Source organism: Cellulomonas fimi ATCC 484, assembly GCF_000212695.1.
Taxonomy (GTDB): domain Bacteria; phylum Actinomycetota; class Actinomycetes; order Actinomycetales; family Cellulomonadaceae; genus Cellulomonas; species Cellulomonas fimi.
The window spans coordinates 3,399,441-3,425,251 of the sequence record NC_015514.1; the positions used below are offsets into that span (position 1 = coordinate 3,399,441).

General features: G+C 74.9%; 19 protein-coding genes and 1 tRNA gene. 9 read left to right on the forward strand and 11 right to left on the reverse strand.

Features of this window, described 5'->3' with window-relative positions; genetic code table 11:
- Positions 1 to 158: 158 nt before the first annotated feature.
- The 6 genes from CELF_RS15340 to CELF_RS15365 form a co-directional block, all read right to left on the reverse strand.
- Positions 159 to 3,689, reverse strand: coding sequence for a PKD domain-containing protein (locus CELF_RS15340; protein ID WP_013772182.1), 3,531 nt, complete (start codon positions 3,687 to 3,689; stop codon positions 159 to 161).
- A gap of 153 nt (positions 3,690 to 3,842) precedes the next feature.
- Complete coding sequence (locus CELF_RS19645; protein ID WP_013772183.1) at positions 3,843 to 4,532, reverse strand: hypothetical protein; 690 nt, start codon at positions 4,530 to 4,532, stop codon at positions 3,843 to 3,845.
- Positions 4,529 to 5,326, reverse strand: a complete 798-nt coding sequence (locus CELF_RS15350) for a CDP-alcohol phosphatidyltransferase family protein (protein ID WP_013772184.1) — start codon at positions 5,324 to 5,326, stop codon at positions 4,529 to 4,531. Before CELF_RS15350 ends, CELF_RS19645 begins: the two co-directional genes overlap by 4 nt.
- Positions 5,323 to 6,573, reverse strand: coding sequence for a DUF1972 domain-containing protein (locus CELF_RS15355; RefSeq protein WP_013772185.1), 1,251 nt, complete (start codon positions 6,571 to 6,573; stop codon positions 5,323 to 5,325). The genes CELF_RS15350 and CELF_RS15355 overlap by 4 nt, the downstream gene beginning before the upstream one ends.
- A gap of 157 nt (positions 6,574 to 6,730) precedes the next feature.
- On the reverse strand, positions 6,731 to 8,269 hold the full coding sequence (locus CELF_RS15360; RefSeq protein WP_013772186.1) for a sugar transferase: 1,539 nt from the start codon (positions 8,267 to 8,269) through the stop codon (positions 6,731 to 6,733).
- 128 nt (positions 8,270 to 8,397) lie between these two features.
- Positions 8,398 to 9,507, reverse strand: a complete 1,110-nt coding sequence (locus CELF_RS15365) for a glycosyltransferase (protein WP_013772187.1) — start codon at positions 9,505 to 9,507, stop codon at positions 8,398 to 8,400.
- Positions 9,508 to 9,640: 133 nt separating this feature from the next.
- Here CELF_RS15365 and CELF_RS15370 point away from each other — a divergent pair, with 133 nt between their 5' ends.
- The 4 genes from CELF_RS15370 (at position 9,641) to CELF_RS15385 (ending at position 16,303) form a co-directional block, all read left to right on the forward strand.
- Positions 9,641 to 10,573 (forward strand): glycosyltransferase family 2 protein, encoded by a 933-nt coding sequence (locus CELF_RS15370; RefSeq protein WP_013772188.1) that lies wholly within the window; start codon positions 9,641 to 9,643, stop codon positions 10,571 to 10,573.
- A complete protein-coding gene (locus CELF_RS15375) occupies positions 10,570 to 11,679 on the forward strand; it encodes a glycosyltransferase family 4 protein (RefSeq protein ID WP_013772189.1) in 1,110 nt (369 codons plus the stop codon). The genes CELF_RS15370 and CELF_RS15375 overlap by 4 nt, the downstream gene beginning before the upstream one ends.
- 421 nt (positions 11,680 to 12,100) lie before the next feature.
- Positions 12,101 to 13,726, forward strand: coding sequence for a right-handed parallel beta-helix repeat-containing protein (locus CELF_RS19650; protein ID WP_013772190.1), 1,626 nt, complete (start codon positions 12,101 to 12,103; stop codon positions 13,724 to 13,726).
- Positions 13,727 to 14,104: 378 nt separating this feature from the next.
- On the forward strand, positions 14,105 to 16,303 hold the full coding sequence (locus tag CELF_RS15385) for a right-handed parallel beta-helix repeat-containing protein (RefSeq protein WP_013772191.1): 2,199 nt from the start codon (positions 14,105 to 14,107) through the stop codon (positions 16,301 to 16,303).
- 118 nt (positions 16,304 to 16,421) lie between these two features.
- Here CELF_RS15385 and pth read toward each other — a convergent pair whose 3' ends face one another.
- From pth to glmU, 4 genes are all read right to left on the reverse strand, one after another.
- Entirely contained in the window at positions 16,422 to 17,042 is a 621-nt protein-coding gene (pth, locus tag CELF_RS15390) for an aminoacyl-tRNA hydrolase (protein ID WP_013772192.1), read from the reverse strand.
- An 88-nt stretch (positions 17,043 to 17,130) separates the two neighbouring features.
- A complete protein-coding gene (locus CELF_RS15395; protein WP_013772193.1) occupies positions 17,131 to 17,754 on the reverse strand; it encodes a 50S ribosomal protein L25/general stress protein Ctc in 624 nt (207 codons plus the stop codon).
- A gap of 395 nt (positions 17,755 to 18,149) precedes the next feature.
- Positions 18,150 to 19,133, reverse strand: a complete 984-nt coding sequence (locus CELF_RS15400; protein WP_013772194.1) for a ribose-phosphate diphosphokinase — start codon at positions 19,131 to 19,133, stop codon at positions 18,150 to 18,152.
- Positions 19,130 to 20,782 (reverse strand): bifunctional UDP-N-acetylglucosamine diphosphorylase/glucosamine-1-phosphate N-acetyltransferase GlmU, encoded by a 1,653-nt coding sequence (glmU, locus tag CELF_RS15405; RefSeq protein WP_013772195.1) that lies wholly within the window; start codon positions 20,780 to 20,782, stop codon positions 19,130 to 19,132. The genes CELF_RS15400 and glmU overlap by 4 nt, the downstream gene beginning before the upstream one ends.
- Before the next feature lie 165 nt (positions 20,783 to 20,947).
- Here glmU and CELF_RS15410 point away from each other — a divergent pair.
- The 4 genes from CELF_RS15410 (at position 20,948) to CELF_RS15425 (ending at position 23,637) form a co-directional block, all read left to right on the forward strand.
- A tRNA-Gln gene (locus CELF_RS15410) sits at positions 20,948 to 21,019 on the forward strand.
- A gap of 116 nt (positions 21,020 to 21,135) precedes the next feature.
- A complete protein-coding gene (locus CELF_RS15415) occupies positions 21,136 to 21,747 on the forward strand; it encodes a TetR/AcrR family transcriptional regulator (RefSeq protein WP_013772196.1) in 612 nt (203 codons plus the stop codon).
- A gap of 53 nt (positions 21,748 to 21,800) precedes the next feature.
- Positions 21,801 to 22,325 (forward strand): MarR family winged helix-turn-helix transcriptional regulator, encoded by a 525-nt coding sequence (locus tag CELF_RS15420; RefSeq protein ID WP_013772197.1) that lies wholly within the window; start codon positions 21,801 to 21,803, stop codon positions 22,323 to 22,325.
- 4 nt (positions 22,326 to 22,329) lie between these two features.
- Complete coding sequence (locus CELF_RS15425) at positions 22,330 to 23,637, forward strand: MFS transporter (protein ID WP_013772198.1); 1,308 nt, start codon at positions 22,330 to 22,332, stop codon at positions 23,635 to 23,637.
- On the opposite strand, the gene CELF_RS19655 is transcribed toward CELF_RS15425, so the two are convergent.
- On the reverse strand, positions 23,630 to 24,268 hold the full coding sequence (locus CELF_RS19655) for a DUF6518 family protein (RefSeq protein ID WP_126297841.1): 639 nt from the start codon (positions 24,266 to 24,268) through the stop codon (positions 23,630 to 23,632). The genes CELF_RS15425 and CELF_RS19655 overlap by 8 nt on opposite strands.
- Positions 24,269 to 24,465: 197 nt before the next feature.
- Here CELF_RS19655 and aztD point away from each other — a divergent pair, with 197 nt between their 5' ends.
- Entirely contained in the window at positions 24,466 to 25,746 is a 1,281-nt protein-coding gene (gene aztD, locus CELF_RS15435; RefSeq protein ID WP_013772200.1) for a zinc metallochaperone AztD, read from the forward strand.
- The last annotated feature ends 65 nt before the right edge of the window (positions 25,747 to 25,811 follow it).

Here is a 25,811-nt window from a genome sequence, read left to right on the forward strand (position 1 = left end):
AGGCCGATCGTATGCAGCGGACCGTGCGCAGAAGCGTGACGAACCGGGTGAACTGGACGCGCAACCGGGTGATTCGGGCGAAACGGTCCGCCTGACGCAGCGACCCCGCCGTCCCGGCAGGGCGGGACGGCGGGGTCGTGACGTGCGTGCGGGGTGGCTCAGGCGGGGACGGGCCGCGCCGTGAGCTGGCTCCACCGTGCCGTGAGCGGCAGCGTCGTCGTGGTGGACGACGTGTAGACCGACAGGCCCACACCGCCCGCGACCTGCAGCGCCGCCGTCGTGCTGCTGCCCGTGAGCGTCCACGCGGCCGGCTCGGGGGTGCCCGCGGGCCACACCTTGAGCCGCAGCGCCGTCGTCCCCGTGCCGTCGGCCTGGAACCGCACCGACAGCGTCTGCCCGGCCGTGTACGTGAGGCCCGGGACGTTCACCTGCGCGACGGTCGTGGTCGTGCCCGCGGAGATCCCGACGATCGACGCCCGCACGACGCCGGTGCTCAGCATCTTGAGCCGCGCCCGGTAGCCGTCCGTCGTGCCGACCGTCCGGCCGGCGACCTCGAGGTCCGTCCCGCCGCCGGTCGGCATCGCGTCGAGCGCCACGTCGACGCGGACGTCCGCGCTCGTCGACGACACGGGCAGGAACCCGGAGAGCCGGAACCCGGCGCCCGTGACCCGCATGGCGCCCACACCCGACGCGACCGAGAAGTTGGTCGCACCGCCCGCGACGCTCCACGCGCCGCCGGTGTCGGCCGTGCCCCAGCCGCCCGAGACGGTCCGCGCGAACGCGTCGGCGGCGAACGGGGCGTCCGCGGGCGGCGTCGTGACGGTCACGGCTCGCGTCGTCTGCGCGGTGGCACCGTCGTCGTCCGTGACCGTCAGGGTGACCGTGTAGGTGCCGTCCGCCGCGTACGTGTGCGAGGCGGTCGTACCCGTCGCCGTGCCCCCGTCGCCGAAGCTCCAGGAGCGCTGCGTCACGGTCCCGTCGGGGTCGGACGACGCGCCGGCGTCGACCTGCACCGTCAGGCCCGTGGTCGCCGCGGTGAACGACGCGACCGGCGGCTGGTTCGGCGGCGGCGCCGTCACCGTGACGTCGTGGGACGTCTGGGCCGTGTTGCCGTCGTCGTCGGTCACCGTGAGCGTCACCGTGTAGGTGCCCGCGGCGGCGTAGGTGCGGCTGGCCGTCGGGCCGGTGCCCGTCGCGCCGTCGCCGAACGCCCACGCGTAGCTCGCCACGGTGCCGTCGGGGTCGGTCGAGCCCGTGCCGTCGACCGTGACCTTGAGGCCGTCGGTCGCGGTCGTGAACGCCGCCACCGGCGGCTGCTCCGGCGCGTCACCGGTGCGGCCCAGCGTGTGGTGCGCCGCGATCGTGCCCGCTGACAGCGGGAACGGGTACACCGCGACCTCGTCGATCGCGCCGTTGAAGTTGTTCGACGCCGGCGTGTTCGGCCAGCCGCTCAGGCTGTCGCCGCCGATCCGCCAGAACCCGGTGAAGTTGCGGCCCGACGGGTTGTCGGCGCGCGACGCGACGAGCGCGCCGTCGACGTACAGCGCCATGCCGGTCGCCCCCATCGTCCCGACGACGTGGTGCCACTGGCCGTCGTTGACGGCCCCCGGCGAGCGCACGGTCCGGTTCTGCCCCGGGCTCGCGCCGAACTGCACGCGGCCCGCGCTGTCGACGTAGAGCTGGCGGTCACGCGAGGTGCTCGTGCCGGTCAGGCTCGTCGAGTTCCCGAACCCGACGACCCAGCCGCCCTGGTTCGACGTCGTGCGGATCCACGCCTCGACGGACAGCTCGTTGAGGTTCTGCTCGCGCTGCGGCGCGACGACCCGGCTGTTCGTGGTGCCCGCGAACGTCGTCGCGGAGCTGGAGTCGCCCGCGATCGCCCCCGGCGTGCCGCGCGTCAGCGCCGTGCCGGTCGACCCGTCGTCGGTACCGGCCGTGTCCAGCGCGGTCGTGCCCGAGGACTCGCCGAGCCGCCACAGGTGGGACGCACCGTCGGCCATGACGGTCTGCGCGTACGCGCTCACCGCACCCGAGCCGTTGGCGGTCGCGGTGACCGACGGGCTCGTGACCGTGTTGCCGAACGGGTCGGACACGCGCACCGCGTAGGTGTACGTCTGCCCCGCCGTCAGGCCCGTGTCGGTCACGCCCTGCGTCGGGCGCATCCAGATCTGGGACTTCTTCACCTGTGCGGGCAGCGGCTGCCCGTTGCGCAGCACGGTGTAGGTGAGGTCCTCGTTGTCGAAGTCGGCGTTGGCCGTCCACGAGATGCGGACCGTGCCCGCACCGATCGCGCGCGCCGTGGGCGTGAAGTCCGCGCCCGAGAAGCGCGGCCCCTGGTCGTTCGGGGCGATGCTCGGGATCGCGAAGCGCACGAGCCCCTGCTGGCGCCGGAAGTTCACGTTGAGGAACTCGCCGCCGTAGACGATGTACCGGTCGTCGCCTGTCACGGCCCACGGGCCCTGGTTCTGGCCGGTGAACGTGCCGGTGTCGAGGTCCGGGTAGAAGTTCAGCATCTCCGGCGCGGCCGTGCCCTCGAAGTTCGTGTACCCGAGGTGCTCGCGGCCGAGCTTGCGCATGGGCTCCTTGGTGTAGGCGTCCGCCCGGTAGAACAGCCACTCGTCGTTCTGCGGCGTGCCGCCGACGTTCCCGCAGTAGTGGTGGTGGCTCGCGGCGTACACGACCGGACCCTGCGCGTGCACCGCGTACGAGTCGCCGTGGCAGTCCGCGATCCACCGGATCGAGCCGGTCGCCCAGTCCGCCGCGAAGACGCCCTCGAGCGTGCCGCCCGAGCGTCCCCACGTGTAGCCGACGCCGTACATGTTGTCCGCGTCGCCCGTCAGGCCGAGGATCGAGCCGTTCGTGCCGCCGTTGCGGATCTGCGACGTCGCAGGGAACGGGAGCGCCGCACCGGTCACGGCGTCGACGCGCGCGAGGCCGTCGGGCGCCGCGGTGCTGCCGTTGAACGAGGTGAAGTTCCCGCCGACGATCACGGTGCCGCCGTCGGGAGCGACCGTCAGCGCGCTCACGGAGCCGTCGTCGACCGTCGGGTTCCAGGGCAGGAGCGCGCCGTTCGACGCGTTGAACGCCGCGAGCCGCGTGCGGCTCGAGCTGCCCGCCTGCGTGAAGATGCCGCCCGCGTAGACCGTCGTGTTGGTCGCCGCGAGCGCCCGGACCTGGCCGTTCGCGCCCGCGTTGAACGTCGTGATGAGCGCGCCCGTGACCGCGTCGAACGCCGCGATCCGGTACCGCGCGACGCCCGAGATGCTCGTGAAGCTGCCGCCGACGTAGATGCGCGACCCGTCGGGCGACTTCACGACCGCGCGCACCTGCCCGTTGGGGTTCGGGGCCCAGGAGGGGTCGAGCACGCCGGTGCGGACGTCGAACCGCAGGAGGTTCGCACGCGGCACGTTGCCGACGCCGGCCGCGTTGCCCGCCGGGCGGGCGTTGGAGAACTCGCCGCCCGCGTAGACGAGGTTCCCGGACAGCGCCTGCTGCCACACGACCCCGTCGATCTGGACCGTCGGGAGCGCGTCGGCCGCGACCGTGGGCGGCAGGCCCGCCGGCGGCGCGGTGTCGGCCTGCGCGGGCGCGGAGCCCGCGACGAGCCCGACCGCCACGAGAGCGACCGACGTGAGGACGGCCCAGGTACGAGCGACCGGTGACCGGTCGGCGACGGGACGCAGAGACATGGGGACACCTCGGGGCGCTCGAGACACGGGACGAACGGCCACGATCCTATGAGCGGCAAACTCCCCAAAACAGGACAGGACGGGTGAAAACCCCGGTCACTGCGGGTGATACTCGAACACCCGTCCGGCTCTGCGCGGACGCCGCTGGTCAGGTCAGGCGGCCGGACCCGTGCCCTCGAACAGCACCGTCGTCACGGTCGGGTCGTAGCTGACGGTGACCTGGAGCGGGTCGCGCTGGTCGGCCGGCACGTTGAACACGAGCACGCCCGTCGCCGAGGCACCCGGCTCGAGGGTCCCGGTGAACGGCTTCGCGCCGGGGCCGCTGAGCGGCTCCGCGGGGGCGCGGTCGGTGCCGCCGTACACGTTGACCACGGTGCTGGTGAGGGGCACCGCAGCAGCCGTGCCGTTCGTCAGGCGCACCGTCACGCGCACGGCCGGACCCGCGACCTCACCCGGGCCCTCGGCCTCCCCGGCCACGGCCTCGACGCGCACGAGCTCGGCGGTCACGCCCGAGTCGAACGCCGCGGGCCGGTCGAGCGGCACGGCGTCCTCCGTCCGGGGCTCGAACGGGGCCGCGGGGTCCGCGTCGTCGGTCGCGCCACCGCCGGGCTCGCCCGGGGCGGGGATCGTCGGGGTCACGACGGGCGCCGACGGGTCGGGCGTCGCGTCCCCGGACGTCGTCCCGGACCCGGTGGGCGCCGCGCCCCCGGCGACGTCGTCGCCCGGCTGCGACCGCGCGACCGCCGCCCACACCGCGCCGGCGACCACGACGACGAGCAGGACCGCGAGCGCGACGACGAGCCAGCGCGGCGGCGTGCGGCGGACTGCCGGCTCCGCGCTCACGCCTCACCGCCGCGGGCCTCGCCCGTGGGGCGGCGCAGCGTGCGCATCTCGGCGAACCACGACCGCAGCGCGAGCGCGAGGTACCCCGCGGTCGCGAGCCCGAGCAGCGCGTACACGACGCCGAACGCCGTGGTCGCGCCGTACAGCAGGAACGCCAGGCACAGCACGCCGTAGTCGGTGGGGGCGACGACCAGCGACCGCAGCACGGACGGCCGCTCGCCGACCGCCGTGGCCCGCATCGTGACGCCCGCCTGCCGGCGCAGCTGGTCGTTGAGGATCATGGTGAAGAACAGCACCGACCACACCGCCGAGTAGCCCAGCGGGACCAGCAGCCACGCGTCGGGCACCGCGTCGGCGCGGTAGAGGCCGACCAGCAGCGCGAGGTGCAGGCTCGACACCTTGACCGCGTCGATGACGTGGTCCAGCCACTCCCCCGCGATGCTCCCGCCGCCCCGCAGCCGCGCGACCTGCCCGTCCGCCGAGTCGAACGCGTACCCGACGAGCAGCAGGACCGTGACGAGCACGCCCGTCCACCAGGCCACGGGCGCGAGCGCGAGCACCACGATCGCGGAGAACGTCCAGACCGCGCTGATCGCGGTCACCTGGTTCGGGGACAGCCCTGCGCGGTACGCCCACGCCGCGAGCACGCGCCCGGCGCGCCGGTTCACGAAGCGCGAGTACGCGGGTGCGCCGCGCGCGCCCTTCTGCACGGACCCGAGCCGCGCGAGCGTCTGCGCGTACGTCTCGGTCACGGTCGACGGCACGTTGTCCTCCTGCTGCAGGGACGTCGTCATGCGGCACCACCCGGACGGGCGGCGGGACGGGGGTCGGGGGCGCCGGCCCCGGCTGCGCGGTCAGGCGACGGTACCGCCGCGGCGTCGGCCGTGCCGCGACGACGGCCCGACGGGCGGCGCCGGCCGCGGAAGTCACCCGCGGCGAGCCGGCGGCACAGCGCCTCGTAGCCGTCCGCGACGTCGTCCCAGTCGTAGTCCTGCGCCCGCAGCCGGGCGGCCGCGCCGCGGGCGAGAGCGGCGCCGGGGTCCGCCTCGGCGTCCTCGACGAGCCGCGCGACGTCGTCGGGCGTCCGGAACCAGCGACCGGCGTCGCGCAGCACCTCACGGTTGAACCCCACGTCGTACGCGACCGTGGGGGCACCCGCACCGATGGCGCGCAGCAGCGACGGGTTGGTCCCGCCGACGCTGTGCCCGTGCAGGTAGGTGAGGGCGTGGCCGTAGAGCTGGTCGAGCAGCTCCTGGTCCCACACGCCCCCGAGCATCCGGACCCGCCCGTCCGCGGCGGCGTGCACGCGGCGCGTGTACTCGTCCGCGTAGGGCGCCGAGCCGACGACGACGAGCGGCAGCGTCGCGCGCGAGCGGCGGTAGCCCTCGACGACGAGCTCCACGTGGTTCTCCGGCTCGAACCGGGCGACGACGAGGTGGTAGCCGCGCGACGGCAGCTCGAGCGTCGCGAGCTTGTCCGTCCCGAGGTCGTCGAGGAGCGGCGCGCCGTACGCGATCTGCTCGGTCGGGGCGCCGAACTCGCGCGTGTAGTAGTCCGCGATGCCCGCCGCGTCCGCGACGAGCGCGTCCGACCAGCGCACGGCGAGCGCCTCGGCCGTGCGGTAGTACCGCCGGCCCGCACCGCCCCACTTCGCGCGCTGCCACTCCAGGCCGTCGACGTGCGTCGCGACCGGGACACGGGCGGCGCGCAGCGCGGGCAGGAACACCGCGTTGGCGGCGTTGAACACGATCGCGGCGTCGTGCCGGTGCGCGAGCTGGTGGCCGACCGAGAGCGCGGTGTGGCTCAGCGTCTCGAGCGAGCGGCGGCGCAGGGCGGGCAGGTGCACGAGCCGCATCCCGCGGTAGGCGGGGACGCGGTCGGCCGCCTCCGGGGTGCGGCAGTAGACGAGCACGTCGTGCCCGCGGTCCGCGAGGCGGCCGCCGACCTCCTCGACGCACGTCTCGAACCCGCCGTACCGGGCGGGCACCCCGCGGGTGCCGATGAGCGCGATGCGCAGCGGCCCGTCGGGCGAGCGCGTCATGTCCGTCCTTCCGTCGTCCCGTCCTGCGGGGGCGATGACCGCGCGGGCGGTCGAGCGAGCATGGCCCGGCGGCCGCGTCGGGCGGTACCGCCGGCCGGGTCGTCCTGGTCCGTGCCGGTCCTGGGCACCGCGTCGGCGCCCGGGTTCCGGGTGGTCGTCAGTAGGCGCCGGCCCCCGTGACGACGGCGCGGAACGTCTTCCACAGGATCATCAGGTCCATCGTGACGGACCAGTTGTCGACGTAGCGCAGGTCGAGGCGGATCGACTCGTCCCACGGCAGGTCCGCCCGGCCGCTGACCTGCCACAGGCCGGTGATCCCGGGCTTGACGCGCAGGCGCTGGTGCACGGCGTCGTGGTAGCCGAGGACCTCCTCGCGCAGCGGCGGGCGCGGCCCGACGAGCGACATGTCCCCGCGCACGACGTTGAAGAACTGCGGGAGCTCGTCGAGCGAGAACCGGCGCAGCACGCGGCCGACCGGGGTGACGCGCGGGTCGCGCGCCATCTTGAACATGAGGCCGTCACGGTCGCTGCGCTCGAGCAGCTCGGCGCGGCGGCGGTCCGCGTCGCGGTACATGCTGCGCAGCTTCCAGATCCGGAACTCGCGGCCGTCGACGCCGACGCGCGTCTGCGTGTAGAACGCGGGCCCCGGCGACGTGACCCGGACCGCGAGCGCGGCCACGGCGATGACGGGGGCGACGAGCAGCAGCGCGAGGACGCCGAGGACGCGGTCCATGACGGCCTTGGCGACCATCCGGCGGCGCGGCGGCTCGATCTCGAGGCGCAGCAGGGACAGCCCGGCGGTCGGGTGGACGCTCACGCGCTCCTGGGCGACCTCGACGAGCCCGGGGGCGACGACGAGCTCGGCACCCGCGCGGCGCAGCGCCCACGACAGCCGGCGCACAGCCTGCCCGCTCAGCGCGTTGCCGGCGACGACGACGACGGAGACGGCGTAGTCGGAGACGACCTGCGGCACGTCGGCGAGCGCGCCGAGCGTGGGGACGGGCACCTCGGCGACCGACTCGGGCACGACGTCCGACAGGCACGAGCCGATGACGAGGTAGCCGTGGTACGGGGCGACGGACAGGTCGTGCACGACGTCGGCCACCGACGCGGTGTCGCCGACGACGATGGTCCGCATCATGGCCTGGCCGCGGTTGCGGCGGGCGTGCAGGAAGCGGCGGTGCACGTAGCGCGCGGTGCACGCGGCGGCGGCGAGGACGGGCACGCCCACGACGACGACCTCGCGCGGCGCGGTGACGGGCGTCAGGTAGGCGAGGGCCATGACGAGCGCCGCGAGCAGCACGGCCGCGCGCAGCAGGACCTGGAACTCGCCGGGGCCGTCGCCCATGTTGTGCCGCTCGTACCCGCGCAGGGCCGCGACGGTCGTCGGCAGCGCAAGGGCGGCGACGCCGGCGAGCAGCAGCGCGGAGCCGGTCGCGGCACCGCCGAGCGCGGCGGACGCGCCGACCCCGAGGCCGGCCAGGACGGTGTCCATGGCGACGGTCGTGCGCTGGTAGCCGGTCGCGGTGCGCACCCACGGCAGCGCGCGCAGCGCGTCGTCGCCCGAGTTGTGCTCGGTCGCGCGGCGCACGAACGGCTCCGGCGCGGCCCAGGACCGGCGGGGGTACTTGGCGGGGCGACGTCGCTCGAGCCACGCGTCGGTCCTCTCGGACCCGTGACCGGCTGTCAACGTCATGAACACCCACCCCCCTCGCACGAGAACTGCGGATGAACGTATTACGGGGGGTATGTCGGATTCATCCTCCTAGGAGGCTTTTCACCCGTGCGCCCTGCTGTGCCCTGGCTCACAGCAACCCGATCGGGTCAGCGGGCGCGCAGCAGCCAGGTGTCCGCGGCGAGGCGCCCGTCGACGTCGGGCAGGTCCGCCAGGACGTCGGCGGCGGGGCGTCGGCGATCGAGCAGCGCGAGCAGCGCAGCGGCCACGTCGGCCGGGGCGGCGGTGGGCTCGACGACGCCGTGCCCGTGCTCCCGCAGCCACGACGCGAGCCCCGTCTCGGTCGTGGTGAGCACCGCGCAGCCGTGCGCGAGCCCCTCGACCACGGGCAGGCCGACCTGCTCGCGCCAGGTGCGCGTGCGCTGCGAGAGGAGGACGGCGACCGCGGCGCGGCGCTGCCGGGCGTGCACCTGCGGACGCGGCGGGTCGACGACCACGGTCACCTCCGGCCGCTCGGCCGCGAAGCGGTGGACGTCGTCGGCGAGGGGCCCCTTCCCGACGAGCGTCAGGCGGGCCGTGGGGCGCGCCGCGTGCACCAGCGGCCACGCCGCGAGGAGCTGCGGCACGCCCTTGCGCTCCTCGAACGCGCCGACGAACAGCACCTCGTCCGGGTCGTGCGCGTCGAGCGGGCCGCAGCCGCACGCGGTCGGCAGCGCGGGCAGCAGCACGTGCTCCGCGTGCGCGAGCAGCCCCGGGACCCGTGCGGCGTAGAGCTCCTGCGCCGCGGGGGTCCCGAGGACGACGCGGTCCACCCGGCGCGCGACCAGCGCGATGAGGCGCGCGTCGAGCAGGCGCCGCAGACGACCGCGCAGGCCCGGGCGGGCCGGCGGGCGGAAGGGGTCGTCGTTCGCGATGGCGTAGGTCACGACGAGCGTGCGGGGACGGCGCAGGAGGCGGCGCAGGTCGACCGCGGCCAGCGCGAGCGCGGTGCGGCGCAGGCTCGACACCATGAGCGGCTCGTTGATCTCCAGCTCGCGCACGTCCGAGCGCAGCAGCACCCGGGCGGCGCGCAGGGGCCCCGCCTCGACCAGGTCGAGCCCGCGGGCGAGGTCGTCGTCGAAGTCGTACCGGCGGCGGCGGTAGACGATGGAGGCGGGCGCGAGCTCGTGCGCGCGCTCGAGGTGGGCCGTGCGCACCGTCTCGTACAGCCGGACGCGGGGCAGCGCGGCGCGGGCCGCGGTGCGGCTCGTCGTCGTCATGCGCGCCTCCTGGCGTCGAGGTCCCGCCCGCATCGTGCCGTGCACCCGCCCGCGCGACGGCCGGCCGTCCGGCCTGCGGTCTCACCCGCCGCGACCGGCGGCGGGCGGTGCCCGACAAGATAGCGTTCCGTCCGTGCTCGGGATCGTCGTCGTGAGCTACGGCTCCGCCTCGCTGCTGCGCGCGAACCTCGCCGACGTGGACGTCGCGGCCCTGCGCCGTCCGGCGCTCGTGGTCGTGGTCGACAACCTCCGGGGGCCGCGCGAGCGTGCCGACGTGCGCGCGACCGCCGCCGAGCACGGCTGGGACCTCGTCGAGAACGCCACCAACGCAGGCTTCGGCGCGGCGGCCGACGCGGGCGTCGCGCACGCCGCGGCGCGCGGGTGCACGCAGGTCGTCGTGGTGAACCCGGACCTGCGCGCCGACGTCGCCGTGCTCGACGCGCTCGCCGACGCCGTCGCCGCCGACCCGGGCGCCCTGGTCTCGCCGCGCGTCGTGCGCCCCGACGGGCGCCCGTGGTTCACGGGCGGTGTCCTCGACGTCGCGGCCGGCCGGACCCGCAACGTGGAGGCGCCGGCCGTGCCGCAGGCCTCGGGCTGGCTCTCGGGCGCGTGCCTCGCCGCGGACGTCACGCGGTGGCAGGAGGTCGGGGGGTTCGACGACGACTACTTCCTCTACTGGGAGGACGTCGACCTGTCGGCGCGCTGGACCGCAGCAGGGGGCACGCTGCTCGTCCGGCAGGACCTCGTCGTCGTGCACGACGTCGGCGGCACGCAGGAGCCCGCCGGGACCCGCGCGAAGTCGCCCGTGTACTACCGCTACAACTGCCGCAACCGCCTGGTGTTCGCGGCGAAGCACCTGCCGGCCGCCGACGTGCGGCGCTGGCTGTGGCGGACGCCGGCCTACGCCTGGCAGGTCCTGCTGCGGGGCGGGCGGCGGCAGCTGCTGCGGCCGGTGCGGCCCGGGTGGGCGGTCGTGCGGGGCTCGGCCGAGGGGGTCGGCTGGGCCGTGCGTGCGCTGCTGCGCCCGGCGACGGTCCGCGCCGACCGGGCCGAGGTGGTGGCGTGAGCCCCGCCCGCGTCGGGGTCGACGCCCACGTCCTGGACGGCAAGTTCCAGGGCTCGCGCACGTGGGTCCTCGAGACGCTGCGCCGCGCTCCCCTGCTCGCGCCCGACCTGACGTTCGTCGTGTACTCGGGCGACCCGGCCGCGACGGCCGCGCTGCTCGGTGACCTGCCCGTCGAGCACCGCACGCTGCCGCCCGGCGGGCCGGTGGGCCGCAACCTGCGGTTCTGGCCGCGCGCGATCCGCGCCGACGGGTTGGACGTGCTCGTCACGCAGTACTTCAGCCCGCCCCGGCACCCGGACCGCCAGCTCGTCGTGGTGCACGACGTCCTGTTCGAGACGCACCCGGAGTTCTTCGGGCGGGGCACCCGGTGGCGCAACCGCGTCCTCGTGGGGTGGTCCGCGCGCCGGGCCGGGACGGTCGCGACCGTCTCGGAGTACTCCCGCACCCAGATCGAGCGGGTCTACGGGCGGCCGGCGCGGGACGTCCTCGTGGTGCACAACGGCGTCGACGTGACCGCGGCCACCGCCGAGGGCCCGCTGCCCGCGCAGGTGCCGGCGGGGACGCGGTACGCGCTCATGGTGGGGCGCCTCGAGCCGCGCAAGAACCTGCGCCTGGCGCTCGAGGCGTTCGCGCGGGTCGCCGACCCGGACGTGCGCCTGGTCGTGGTGGGGCGTGACGACTTCGAGGAGCCCGCGACGCTGGCGCTGCTCGCCGCCGAGCCGCGGGCGATCCACCTCACGGACGTGCCGCAGGACGCGCTGTGGTCGCTGTACGCGCACGCGTGCGCCTTCGTCTTCCCGAGCCGCGGCGAGGGTTGGGGCATCCCGGTCCTCGAGGCGCTCGCCGCGGGGACGCCCGTGCTGGCGTCGGACGCGACCGCGATCCCGGAGGCCGGCGGCGACGCGTGCACGTACCTGGACGTCGACGCGCCCGACGCGGCGCGCACCCTCGGGGCGCTGCTGGAGGACGCGTTCGGCGGGACGCTGCCGTTCGACGCGGCGGCGGCGCGCGCGCACGTCGCGCGGTTCGGCTGGGACTCCTCCGCCGCGGAGCTCGTGGCCGCGCTGCGGCACGCCGTGGCACGCCGCACTCGCGGACGCGGCTGACGCGCCCGGCGGCGTCCCGGAGCGCCGCACGGCGCCCGTCGGCGCGGCCGCGACCCGTCCGCAGGGCCCGCGACTGAATCGTTCCCGACACCGTTCTCGTCCGGTCTGGGCGATTCGGGCGATTCGCGTCGCGCGTGTGACATAACTCATACGCGAAAGTCCAGCGTCCGGCAATTCCGACATTCCTCGACGAACGCGCAGGTCACCCTATAGGCCTATTCGTCTGAACGCATGTTCAAGACATAACGGGTGACATAAGACTCGGGACGATCGGTCATGGAGGGCCGTTTCCCCGCCGATAACGTGAGTGTCGTCGCTCCACCGCGGGATGGGCCCCCCGCGGTCGCCGGGCCTAGGCCCCGGACCGCCGACCCACACGGTCGCCGGTGACAGCGACTCTCACACCCCGAGGAGCTTCAGCATGTCTTCCGCACGCCCCCACGCCGCCCGCACGGGCCGCCGCACGGCGCTCGCCGCCGTCGTCGGCGCGCTCAGCGCGGGTCTCGTCGGACTCGCCGCCCCCGCCCAGGCGTCGACCGCAGCCGACTACACCACCAGCGCCGAGTCCCTCGCCGCGACCGCCGTCGCGCCGACCGAGGTCGCCACCGACGCGTTCGCGCGGCAGGTCACCGGCGGCTGGGGCTCCGCGACCAAGGGCGGCGCCTGGACCGCGACCGGTGGAGAGGCGGCCGACTTCGCCGTCGCCAGCGGCGTCGCGAGCATGAAGGTCCGCCAGCCGGGCTGGCAGCTGTTCTCCTCGCTCCCCGCCGTGCGCTCGACCGACACCGACCTGCGCGCGGCCGTCAGCCTCGACAAGGCCCCGACCGGCGGCAGCGTCGACGCCGACGTCGTCGGGCGTGCCGTCGACACCACGGCCGGCTACCGCCTGCGCAACAAGATCCTCGCCGACGGCAACGTCCGCTCCTCGCTCGTCAGCGTGAGCGGCGGCGTCACCACGACGCTCGGGGCCGTCACGCAGTCGGGCCTCGGCTTCACGGCCGGCAAGCAGCTCCAGGTCCGCCTGCAGGTCACGGGCACCGCCCCGACCTCGCTCAAGGCGAAGATCTGGACCGCCGGCACCGCCGAGCCGGCCGACTGGCAGGTCGTCGCGACCGACAGCACCGCGGCGCTCCAGGTCGCCGGCGGCATCGCGTTCGGCGGCTACACCTCGTCGTCGGTCACCAACGCGCCGCTCACCGCGCGCGTCGCCGACGTCCGCGCGACCGGCACCCAGGCGCCCGTCCCGGCCCCCGTCGTCCCGGGCGCCGTCGGCACGTACGTCCCGGACTCGACCACGACCGGCGTCCCGAACGGCACCAAGCTCACCGTCCACCAGGGCGACCTCCTCGTCACGACGCCCGGCGCCGTGATCGACGGGCTCGACGTCCGCGGCTTCGTCAAGGTCGCCGCCGCCAACGTCACGATCAAGAACTCGATCATCCGCGGCGCGGCGACCTCGAAGCAGACCGCGCTCGTCACGAGCGCGAGCTCGACCGCGTCGGTGACCGTGATCGACAGCGAGCTGTACAACTCGGCACCCGGCCCGTGGGTCGACGGCGTGCGCGGCTACAACTTCAAGCTCGTCCGCGTGAACCTGCACGACGTCATCGACATGGCGCACATCTACGGCGACAACGTGACGATCGAGGCGTCCTACCTGCACGACAACCTGCACTACGACGTGGACCCGGCGCAGAACAACACCCCGAGCCACGACGACAGCATCCAGATCCAGAAGGGCAACAACATCCGGATCGTGGGGAACTCGATCTCGGGCGCCTACAACACCGGAATCCAGTTCACGCAGGACCAGGGCCTGGTGTCGAACGTCACCGTGCAGAAGAACTTCCTCGACGGCGGCGGCTGCACGGTCAACCTCGCGGAGAAGGGGAAGGGGCCCTTCCAGGGCATCGCCGTGAAGGACAACACCTTCGGCCGCACGACGAAGCACTACAACTGCGCGATCATCTCGCCGGTCACCACGGTGATCGCGAACTCGGGCAACTACTTCACGGACGGCGTCGTCGCCACCGTGCGCAAGGGCTGACCCCGCCCCGAACCCCACGGAGGCCCGTCCCGGTGATCCCGGGGCGGGCCTCCGTCGCGTCCCGGCCCGGTCCGAGCGCGGCGACCGGGCGTCGCGGGTGAAGCGGTCTCGGCATGCGAGATCGGTTGCCCCACGGTCCCCGCGCAGGTCACGAACGGGTAACGAGCGCTCGGCGGTATGTCCGGGACGCGTCGATTCCGCCGAATGGGTGTTTCTCCTATGCTCGGCTAGCGCGGCGAGCCCGAGCCTGCAGGTGCGAACCCGCAGGCCCCGGGCTCCTCGCGGGCCCGGCAGGACCCTCGACGAGTGGTGCTCCACCCGTGAGGCTCCCTCCGGATCGCCGCTCGACGACCTGGCCCCCAGCCCTGGAGACCGCCCGTGCGAGGACGACACAGCGAGACGCTGCCCAGCCCGACCCGCAGAGCCCGCCGCCGACGCCGCCCCCGGCCGTCCCGGCGCCTGCTCGCCTCGGTCGCCGGTGCGTCCGCCGTCGTCGTCGCACTCGTCGTGGCCGTCGTCGCGCCCGCCCAGTCGGCGCCGATCGGCGTGTACCGCCCCGTCGCCCCCGCCCGTGTCCTGTCGGGCACGACCCTGGCGGCGGGCGGGACCGTCACCGTGACGCTCCCCTCCGTCCCTGCCGGCGCGACGACCGCCACGCTCCAGGTCACCGCCGCGCGGACCACCGCGAGCACCGCGCTCGCGGTCTGCCCCGGCAGCACCGCCCCCGCCGACTGCGTCGCCGCGCCCGCGCTCGTCGTGCCCGCCGGCGAGCCGGGCTCCGCGACCGTCACCGTGCCCGTCAGCGCCGCCCGCCCCACCGTCACGCTGCGCGCGAGCGCGGGCACGCGCGTCTTCGCCGACCTGCACGGCTTCGGCGTCGACGCCGCCCGCGGCTCGGCCGTGGACGACTCCCTGTACGTCCCGGTCGACCCCTACCGCGCGGCGCAGACCACCGTCTCCGGGCGCAGCACGACGCGGCTCGTCCTGTCGGGCGCCCCGAAGGGCGCCACCGCCGTCGCGCTGCGCCTGACCTCCACCGGCAGCACCGCCTCCTCCTACGTCGCGGTGTGCCCCGCCGGCCAGACGGGTGCCGCGTGCGCCGCCACGTCGGCGCTCAACCCGATCCCCGACCGGGCGCGCCAGGCCTCGCTCGTCGTCCGGCTCGGCAGCGGCGGCGCGCTCCAGCTCTACAACCAGCAGGGCGACCACCAGGTCGCCGTCGACGTGGACGGCTGGTACGTCGCACGGGACGTCAGCAGTGTCGGCGGGCACCTGCAGACGCTCGAGGCGCCCCGCGCGCTCGCCGACAAGGTCGTCCGCTCGGGCACGAGCTCGACGCTCACGCTCGCCGACGTCCCGCCGAACGCGACCGCGGTCCAGGTGCGGCTCACCGCCAAGGGCGCGTGGCGGCCCACGACCGTGAGCGCGTGCCCGGGCACCGCCGCGTCCGACGGCTGCCGCGCGACGTCGTTCCTCGTCGCCTCGCCCGACGTGCCGGCCCGCAACCAGGCGCTCGTGCCGCTCGGCGGAGCCGCCCGGAACGCGATCACGCTCTCCACGACCGACGCCAGCGTCCGGCTGACGCCCGAGGTGCTCGGTTACGTCGTCGGGCCCCGCGGCGTGACCGCCGCTCCCCCGTCACCGACCCCGACGCCGACCGTGACGCCCACCCCGACGCCGACCCCCACGCCGACGCCGACGCCCACCCCGACACCGACCCCCACACCCACCCCGAGCGCGACGCCCAAGCCGACGCCCACGCCGGCACCCGGCACCGGCGGCGGCGCACCCGTCGGAGGCAAGCCCGGACCGGGCAACACCGGTGTGCCCGCCGGGACCGCGCTCACCGTGCACGAGGGCGACCTGACCGTCACGACGCCCGGTGCCGTCATCGACTCGCTCGACATCCGCGGCTTCGTCAAGGTCGCCGCCCCGAACGTGACGATCAAGAACTCCGTGATCCGCGGCTACGCCACGACGATCCAGCGGGCGCTCGTCTCCAACACGACCTCCGGCGCGAGCGTCCTCATCCAGGACAGCGAGCTGTACGCGCAGGCACCGTCCGCGCACATCGACGGCATCCGCGGCGCGAACATCACCGTGCGGCGCAGCAACATCCACGACGTCATCGACGTGTTCCACCTGACCGGCGGCAACGTCACCGTCGAGTCGTCCTGGCTGCACGACAACCTGCACTACGAGAAGGACCCGCTGCAGAACAACACCCCGAGCCACGACGACTCCGTGCAGATCCAGATCGGCTCGAACATCGTCATCACCGGCAACACGATCGAGGACGCCGACAACTCCGGGATCCAGTTCACGCAGGACCAGGGGGTCGTCTCGAACGTGACGATCACCAGGAACTGGGCGGGCGGCGGCGGCTGCACGATCAACTTCGCCGAGAAGGGCAAGGGCGCGTTCCAGGGCGTCGTCATCACCGACAACGTCTTCACCCGCGACCAGCGCGTCACCGGCTGCGCGATCATCGCCCCGAGCACCACGACGAAGGTCCTCACGGTCGCCCGCAACACGTGGACCGACGGCAGCCCCGTGAGCGTCTCGCGCGGCGACTGACCCCGTCGACCACGCGCCGGAGGCCGGCACCCCGCGCGGGCGCCGGCCTCCGGCGTCCTCGACGCGCGGTCCACGGACGACCCGCGCACCTCCGCGGCGCGGCGCCCGGGCCCGCCGGTCAGGACTTGGTGTGGAAGCGCAGCTGCGCGCGCTCGAGCCCCTCGAGGACGACGGCCTCGACCGCGTCGGCCGCCGCGTCCACGAGCCACGGCAGGTCCTTGAGCTCGGGCTTCGCGAAGTCGCGGAGCACGAAGTCGGCGGGGTCCATCCGCCCCGGCGGGCGTCCCACGCCGACCCGCACTCGCACGTAGTCCTTCGTGCCGAGCGCCTTCGACGTGTCCCGCAGGCCGTTGTGGCCGCCTTCGCCGCCCCCGCGCTTGAGCCGCACGTCCGCGAACGGGATGTCGAGCTCGTCGTGCACCATCACGACCTGCTCCAGGGGGACGTCGTAGTACCGCACGAGCGCCGCGACCGGCCCGCCCGAGACGTTCATGTACGTCGTCGGCTTCGCGAGGACGACCCGCGGGCCCGGCGCACCGCCGGGCAGCGTGCCGAGCCGCGCCTCCGCGACGGCGGCCTGCGGCTTGCGCGACAGGACACCACCGCCCTTGCCGCCGAACGACGCGCCCGTGCGCCGCGCCAGCTCGTCGAGGACCATCTGGCCCACGTTGTGCCGGTTGCCCGCGTACTGCGGCCCGGGGTTGCCCAGGCCCACGACGAGCCACGGTCCGTCGGTCATGAACGCTCCCTGCGTCGGTCCGGTCGGGCGTACGACGACGCCCGGCACCGCGGGAACGGTACCGGGCGTCGTCGGTGGGTGCGGAGGTTCAGGCCTCGGCGTCGGCGGCCGACGCGGCGGACTGCTCCGCGGCCAGCTCGGCGGCGGCCTCGTCGGCGGCCACGTCGTCGGCGGAGACCTGCGGCAGGCTGACCGTCACGACGATCGTCTCCGCGTCCGTGAGGAGCGTCGCGCCCTTCGGCAGCGTCACGTCGCCCGCGTGCACGATCGCGCCGGCCTCGAGGCCCGCGATGTCGACCACGACGTTCTCGGGCAGGTGCGTCGCCTCGGCCTCGAGGGACAGCGCCTGCGTCTCGACGACGTGCAGCGTGCCGGGGGCCGACTCGCCCTGGACGTGCACCGGGACCTCGACGGCGACCTTCTCGCCCTTCTTCACGATGAGCAGGTCGACGTGCTCGATGACGTTGCGGACCGGCTCGATCTGCACGTCCTTGGCGATCGCGAGCGTCGTCTTGCCCTCGAGCTCGATCTCGAACAGCGCGTTGGCGTGCTTGACCGCGAGCATCGTCTCGTGGCCGGGCAGCGACACGTGCAGCGGGTCCGAGCCGTGCCCGTACAGGACGGCGGGGACCTGGTGGGCGCGGCGCAGGCGGCGCGCGGCACCCTTGCCGAACTCGGTGCGGGCGGTGGCGACGAGCTTGACCTCGGACACGGTGACTCCCAGGAGCAGGCGTCCGCGACCGGTCGCGGACGGAGATGACGATGACGATGGCGCCGTCACCGGGGTGACGGCGCAGGACGTACGGCGTGGGTGGTGGCCTCGACGCGGGGCGCAGGACGGGCACGCGGAGGCGTGCGCCCAGTCGATCACGGAGCGGGGCGGCCGTGCGGTCCGGGCGGTGCACCTGCACCGCTCCTGGGCCGCGTCGTACCGTCCGACGTCCCTCGCCGAGGCAACCTGACGATCTTACCCGCAGGCGGGTCCCATCCCCAACTCCCGCAGGTCGCCGGGCGGACGGTCGGGCGGACCGCCCGGGACGACGACGGCCCCGGCACCACGCAGGGCGGGCCGGGGCCGTCGGCACGGGCGCTCGCGCGCCCGCGTGGTCAGGCGTTGCCGTCGAACAGCGAGGTCACCGAGCCGTCGTCGAACACCTCGCGGATCGCCCGCGCGATGAGCGGCGCGATCGACAGCACCGTCAGCTTGTCGAACCGGTTCTCCTCCTCGATCGGGAGGGTGTCCGTCACGATGACCTCGCGCGCACCGCTCTCCTGCAGCCGCTCGGCCGCCGGCGGCGACAGGACGCCGTGCGTCGCGGCGACGATGACGTCCTTCGCACCCGCCTCGAGCACGACGCGCACCGCGCCCGCGATGGTGCCGCCCGTGTCGATGAGGTCGTCGACGAGCACGCACGAGCGGCCCTCGACCTCGCCGACCACGCGGTTCGCGACCGACTTGTTGGCGGTGCGGATGTCGCGCGTCTTGTGCACGAACGCCAGCGGGCCGCCGCCGAGCTTCGCGGCCCACTGCTCGGCGACGCGGATGCGGCCCGCGTCGGGCGAGACGACCGTGACGTTCGAGGTGTCCACACGCGTGCGCACGTAGTCGATGAGCGTCGGCATGGCCCACAGGTGGTCGACCGGGCCGTCGAAGAAGCCCTGGATCTGCGCGGTGTGCAGGTCGACGCTCATGAGCCGGTCCGCACCGGCCGTCTTGAACAGGTCCGCCAGCAGGCGCGCCGAGATCGGCTCGCGGCCGCGGTGCTTCTTGTCCTGCCGCGCGTAGCCGTAGAACGGCGCGACGACCGTGATCGTCTTCGCCGACGCACGCTTGAGGGCGTCGACCATGAGCAGCTGCTCCATGATCCACTGGTTGATCGGCCGCGCGTGCGACTGCAGGACGAAGGCGTCCGAGCCGCGCACCGACTCGCCGAACCGCGTGTAGATCTCGCCGTTCGCGAAGTCGTAGGCGGTGGTCGGCACCATCTCGATGCCGAGGTGCTCGGCGACGTCGGACGCCAGCTCCGGGTGGGCGCGGCCGGACACGAGCACCAGCCGCTTCTCGCCGTCGTTCGAGACGATGCCGGTCATCGGGCGGAGTCCTCCGAGGTCGTGCCGGCAGGGTCGGCGAGGGGGGCGGGCTGGTCGGGAAGCGTCGGGGGCGGCGTCCGTCGCGGGTCGCTCGCCGCCTGGGCGGCACGCTCACGTTCGGCACGGGCCTGCGGCGAGAGCTCGTCGGCGCCCCCCGCACCCGCACGGCGGGCGGCCTCGGCGGCCGGGGTCCCGGCGCGGGCGCGCGCGACCCAGCCCTCGATGTTGCGCTGGGCACCGGCGGAGACGCCCAGCGCCCCCGCGGGCACGTCGCGCCGGATCACCGAGCCGGCCCCGGTGTACGCACCGTCGCCGACCGTCACCGGGGCGACGAACATGTTGTCCGCACCCGTGCGGGCGTACGAGCCGATCGTCGTGTGGTGCTTGTTGACGCCGTCGTAGTTCACGGTCACCGAGGCGGCACCGATGTTCGTGTGGTCGCCGATCGTCGCGTCGCCCACGTAGGACAGGTGCGGCACCTTCGAGCCCGTGCCGATCTGCGCGTTCTTCGTCTCGACGAACGTGCCGATCTTGCCGTCCGCGCCCAGCACCGTGCCGGGCCGCAGGTAGGCGAACGGGCCGACGCTCGCGCCCTCCCCGATCACCGCGAGCGAGCCGTGCGTGCGGCTCACCGTCGCGCGCGGGCCCACCTCGACGTCCGTCAGCGTGGTGTCCGGGCCGACCGTCGCGCCCTCGCGGACCACCGTCGCGCCGTGCAGCTGCGTACCGGGCAGGAGGGTCACGTCGCGCTCGAGCTCGACGTCCACGTCCACCCACGTCGTCGCGGGATCGACCACCGTGACGCCCTCGCGCATCCAGTCCTCGAGGAGCCGGCGGTTCAGCTCGGCCCGCAGGCGCGCGAGCTGCACGCGGTCGTTGACGCCCTCGACGAGCACCGGGTCGTCGGTGCGCAGCGCCCGGACGTGACCACCCTCCGACCGCGCGATCGCCAGGACGTCCGTCAGGTACACCTCGCCCTGCGCGTTGTCGCGCCCGAGCCGCCCGAGCGCGCCGCGCAGCACCGCCGCGTCGAACACGTAGATCGACGAGTTGATCTCGGTGATCGCGCGCTGCTCGTCGTCGGCGTCCTTCTGCTCGACGATGCCGAGCACGTCCCCCGTGCCCGGCTCACGCAGGATCCGGCCGTAGCCGGTGGGGTCGTCGACCTCGGTCGTGAGCACCGTCACCGCGTTGCCGTCCGCGTGGTGCGCCGCGAGCAGCTCGCCGAGCGTGCCCGCGTCGAGCAGCGGGACGTCGCCCGCGACGACGACGACCGCACCGTCGAGCAGCACGCCCGCGGCGGAGCCGGCCACACCGGGGCCGTCGGACGCGCCGGCGGCCTGCGCCTGCGCGGCGGCGTCGAGCGCCGTCATCGCGACCTGGACCGCGCGGCCCGTGCCCGGGACGTCGTCCTGGTCGGCGAGCAGCGCGCGCGGGTCGACCTCGGCCACGTGCGCAGCGACCGCCTCGCGCCCGTGCCGCACGACCACGACCACGCGGTCGGGGTCGAGCGCCCGCGCCGAGGCGAGGGCGTGGCCGAGCATGCTGCGGCCGGCGAGAGTGTGCAGGACCTTCGGGGTGGCCGAGCGCATCCGCGTGCCCTCACCAGCGGCGAGGACGATGACGGCGGCTGGGCGGGGGAACGTCACCTGGGGGTGCTCCTCGCGGGTCTGCCCGGAGCACTCCGGGCGGCGGAACCGTGCGCACCAGCACTCTACCGCCGCCCACCGGCCCCTCCCGACGCCCCGCTCGCGCCGTCCCACCAGGGCGGCTGGCAGACTGGACCGCCGACGGCGCCGCCGCGGCCGCGCCGGTCCGCCCTGGTGTAACGGCAGCACGCAGGCCTTTGGAGCCTTGCAGTCCGGGTTCGAATCCTGGGGGCGGAGCCCGCTCGCCCACCGGTGCGACGGGTTCGAATCCTGGGGGCGGAGCCCGCTCGGGCGCCCCCGACCGGCATGATGTCCCCGTGGCTGCGGAGACGAGGCGGGCGCCCCGCTCGCGCATGACGGGTACCGAACGTCGTGCGCAGCTTCTCGACGTCTCCCGCCGCCTCTTCGCGGAGAAGGGGTTCGACGGCACCAGCATCGAGGAGATCGCGTCGCGCGCGGAGGTCTCCAAGCCGGTCGTCTACGAGCACTTCGGCGGCAAGGAGGGCATCTACGCGGTCGTCGTCGACCGGGAGATCCAGGCCCTGACGGGTGCCCTGACCGGGGCGCTGGAGGGCGGCGGCCACCCGAAGGTGCTCGTGGAGCGGACCGCGCTCGCGCTGCTCACGTACATCGAGACGTCGGAGGACGGCTTCCGCATCCTCGTGCGGGACTCGCCGGTCGCGCAGGCCACGGGCACGTTCTCGAGCCTCATCGGCGACGTGGCGACGCAGGTCGAGCACCTGCTCGCCGACCAGTTCCGCGGCCAGGGCCTGGACCCGCGCACGGCGCCGATCTACGCGCAGATGCTGGTCGGCATGGTCGCACTCACGGGCCAGTGGTGGCTCGACGCACGTCGCCCGCGCAAGGCGGAGGTCGCGGCCCACCTCGTCAACCTGGCGTGGAACGGGCTCGCAGGGCTGGAGCGGCGCCCGCACCTGACGCGGCTGACCGAGACGACGCCGTAGCGACACGCACAGGTCCCAGAGGCGTTGTGTCGACGTCGAGTAATCTCGCGGGCATGGCGCCAGGGACGGCTCCCGAGGAGCCGGGAGCACAGGACGAGGTCGACCGGATCGTGCTCGCATGGGAGCGGGAGCGGCCGGACCTCGACGTGCGCCCGCTCACGGTCCTGTCGCGCGTGAGCCGGCTGGCCCGTCACCTCGACCTGGCGCGCCGGGGCGCGTTCGCGCGGCACGACCTCGAGACGTGGGAGTTCGACGTGCTGTCCGCGCTGCGCCGCGCGGGGGCCCCGTACCGGCTGTCCCCCGGTGCGCTGCTCACCCAGACGCTCGTGACGAGCGGCACGATGACCAACCGGATCGACCGGCTCGTCGAGCACGGCCTGGTCGAGCGGCAGCCGTCGCCCGACGACCGCCGTGGCGTGCTCGTGGTGCTGACAGAGCTCGGCCGGCAGCGGGTGGACGCGGCGTTCGCCGACCTGCTCGACGTCGAGCGGGGACTGCTCGGCGAGCTCGACGAGGCCGACCGGCAGCGGCTCGCCGACCTGCTGCGCGAGGTCGTGGCACCGTTCGACGCGCCGTGAGGGCATGACGGCGGCTGCTCGGCGGGTCGCCGCCGACGGTGCGCGCGGGCTGCTGCTCGCGGCCGTCCTGCTGTACGCGCTCAACCTGCGCGCGCCGATCACGGCGCTCGCGCCCGTGGTGGACGACGTGCAGGCGGACCTGGCGCTGTCGGCCGCGGGGGTGGGCCTGCTCACGGGCGTCCCGGTGCTGTGCTTCGCGGTCGCGACGCCCCTGGTGGCGGTGCTGCTGGCCCGTGCGGGGACGACCCGGGTCGTGACGGCGTCGCTCGTCACGGTGCTGCTCGGCACGGTGCTGCGGTCGGTCGACGGCTTCGGCAGGGCCCTCGTCGGGACGGTGCTGATCGGGGTCGCGATCACGGCGGGCAACGTCGCCGTGCCGGTCGTGATCGGGCGGGACTTCCCGTCCGCGGTGCCGCGCGCGACCGGCCTGTACACCGCGGCGCTCAACGCGGGCAGCGTGCTGACCACGACGCTCACGGAGCCGCTCGCGTCGCTGGTCGGCTGGCGGTGGGCGCTCGCGTCGTGGGGTGCGCTCGCGGTGGTCGCGCTCGTGGTGTGGCGGCGTGCGTACGGCGGCCTGGTGCGGGGCGGGCCGCCGCGCGCGGGGGTGGACGGGGACGAAGCGGAGGAGACGGACGCCGCGGCACCGCCCGGCACCGACGCGACGGCCGCGCGGGCCGCGGGGGCGTCGGCGGCAGGCGCCTCGGCGGGGGACGGCGCCCCGCGCGTGCCCGACGCGCTGCGCCGGCCCGTGACGTGGCTGCTCGCGGTGTCGTTCGCGGGGCAGGCGTTCGCGTACTACGCGGTGAGCGCGTGGCTGCCGACCGTGCTGCACGACGGGACCGGTCTGGACCCGACGGCGGCGGGTGGCGCCGCGGCGCTCTTCCAGCTCTTCGGCATGGTGGGCGGGGTCGCGGTCCCGATCGCCCTCGCCCGCCGCGTGCCCATGCGCGTGGTGTCGCTCGCGATCGCGCTCGGCTGGGTGACGCTGCCCGTGGGCCTGGTGCTCGCGCCGTCGGCGTGGGGCGTGTGGTGCACGCTCGCGGGGGTCGCGCAGGGCGGCAACTTCGCGGTGATCTTCACGGTGGTCGCGCAGACCGCCGGCTCGCAGCGGGCCGCGCGGCGGATGTCGGCGGCGGTGCAGAGCGTGGGGTACGCGTGCGGCGCGGCGGGGCCGAGCGTGCTCGGGGCGGTGCACGCCGGGACGGGCGCGTGGCAGGGGCCGCTCGCGGTGGTGCTGGGCGCGGTGCTGCTCATGGCGGTCGCGGCCCAGGTCGCGCTGCGGGCGGTGCGGCAGCGGCCCGTCAGCTGAGCGCGCGCAGCAGGGGGTCGAGCAGCAGCATCCCGACCGCGCCCGCGGGCACGACGGCGGCGAGCCAGCGCAGCGTGGCGGTCAGGGGCCCGGGTCGCCGGCCGAGGGTGAGCAGCAGCAGGGCGGCGACGAGTGCGAACACGACCGCGTCGTCGTAGTAGTGCAGGCGGACGCCGAAGCCGACGACCGCCTCGGTGAACCAGACGCCGACGAGCAGCGCCTCGCCGAGGCCGCGTCGACGCCCCTCGCCGGTGAGCCAGGTGCGGCCCGCGATGCCGAACAGCGGCCCACCGAGCGCGGCGGTCACGGTCCAGGCCAGGACCGTCGCCGTCGCGACCCCGTAGCCGCGCAGGTCCGAGGTGACGTAGTACCCGACCACCTGGAGCGCGCACGCGAGGAGGCCGGCCGCGGCGGCGGTGCCGTCTCCGCGGGCGCGCGCGCCGACGACGAACGGCACGACGAGCCAGGGGGCGACGGCGTTGGCCAGGCCGGACACGGGGTCGGGCAGGACGGTCTGCAGGAACGAGGTGGCCGCGCCCCAGGCGAGCCCGAGCGTCGCGGCCAGCAGGACGACGCGGACGGTGTGGGTCACGGCGCCGTCCGTGGGGCGGGCGGGGGCGAGGGCGGTCACGCCGAGGACGCTACGGACACCGGCGAGCGGGCCGCGTGCCCCCACGGTCGGACGATCGGCGTGCTCGTGTCCGACCACAGGATGGTAGTGATAACGACTCTCATCCGCTGTTAGGGTTCCGGCGTGACGCACCCGCGTCGCCGAGCCGAACACCCGGAAAGGAGCAGGCGCCGCGCACCTGCCGGCCCCTGACCACCATGAGCCACCACCCCGCCCCGACCCGCCCGCGCACGGTCCGCAGCGCCGCCGTCCGTGCCGCCGCCGGCGCGCTGCCCCTCGTCCTGCTCGCCGCCTGCGCCGGCACCGAGACGGCTGCCCCGGAGGCCAGCAGCACGCCCACGCCCGACGCGCGCGCGTCCGAGTCCGCGACGTATGCGCCGCGCCTCGTCCTCACCTACGACGGCGGCCTGCTGGTCCTCGACGCCGACACCCTCGAGACCGTCTCGACCATCGAGCGCGACGGCTTCCTGCGGGTCAACCCCGCGGGCGACGGCCGCCACGTCCTGGTGTCCACCGATGCGGGCTTCGAGGTGCTCGACGCCGGCACGTGGGCCGAGGAGCACGGCGACCACGCGCACTACTGGACCGCCGAACCCTCGCTCACGGACGTCGTCTACGCGGCCGACAAGCCCGGTCACGCGGTCGTGCACGACGAGCGCGTCGCGCTCTTCGACGACGGCACGGGCACCGTGACCGTCCTCGACGTCGACGACGTCGCGGGCGGCGACGAGGCCGTCACGCGCACCTACACGACCCCCGCGGCCCACCACGGGGTGGCCGTCCTGCGCACGGACGACGCGCTCGTGGTCTCCGACGGCACCGAGGAGGAGCGGACCGGCGTGCGGCTGCTCGACGCCGACGACGCCGAGATCGCATCGACCGACGCCTGCCCCGGCGTGCACGGCGAGGCCGTCGCCGCCGACGAGGTCGTGGTCGTCGGCTGCGAGGACGGGCTCGTCGTCGTCGGGCCCGACACCGTCACGAAGGTCGCGAGCCCGGACGCGTACGGGCGGATCGGCAACCAGGCCGGCAGCGAGGAGTCGCCCGTCGTCCTCGGCGACTACAAGTCGGACCCGGACGCGGAGCTCGAGCGGCCGACGCGCGTCTCGCTCGTCGACACCCGCACCGCGACCCTGCGGCTCGTCGACCTGCCGTCGTCCTACACGTTCCGCTCCCTGGGCCGAGGCCCCGAGGGCGAGGCGCTCGTGCTCGGCACCGACGGCGCGCTGCACGTGATCGACCCCGAGGCGGGAACGCTCGTGCGGTCGGTCCCGCTGATCGACGCGTGGACCGAGCCCGACGAGTGGCAGGAGCCGCGGCCCGCGCTGCACGTGCTCGACGGCACCGCGTACGTCACGGACCCGGCGACGAACCGCGTGCTCGCGGTCGACGTCGCGACCGGCGAGGTGTGGCGGACCGCCGAGCTCGACGTGACGCCGAACGAGATCACGTCGGCCCCGGGGCGCCACGCGCACTGACCGCCCGCGGCGCCGCCACGCCGCCGCCACGCACGCCGCCCGCGCGGGCGCCCTGGGAGCGCCCG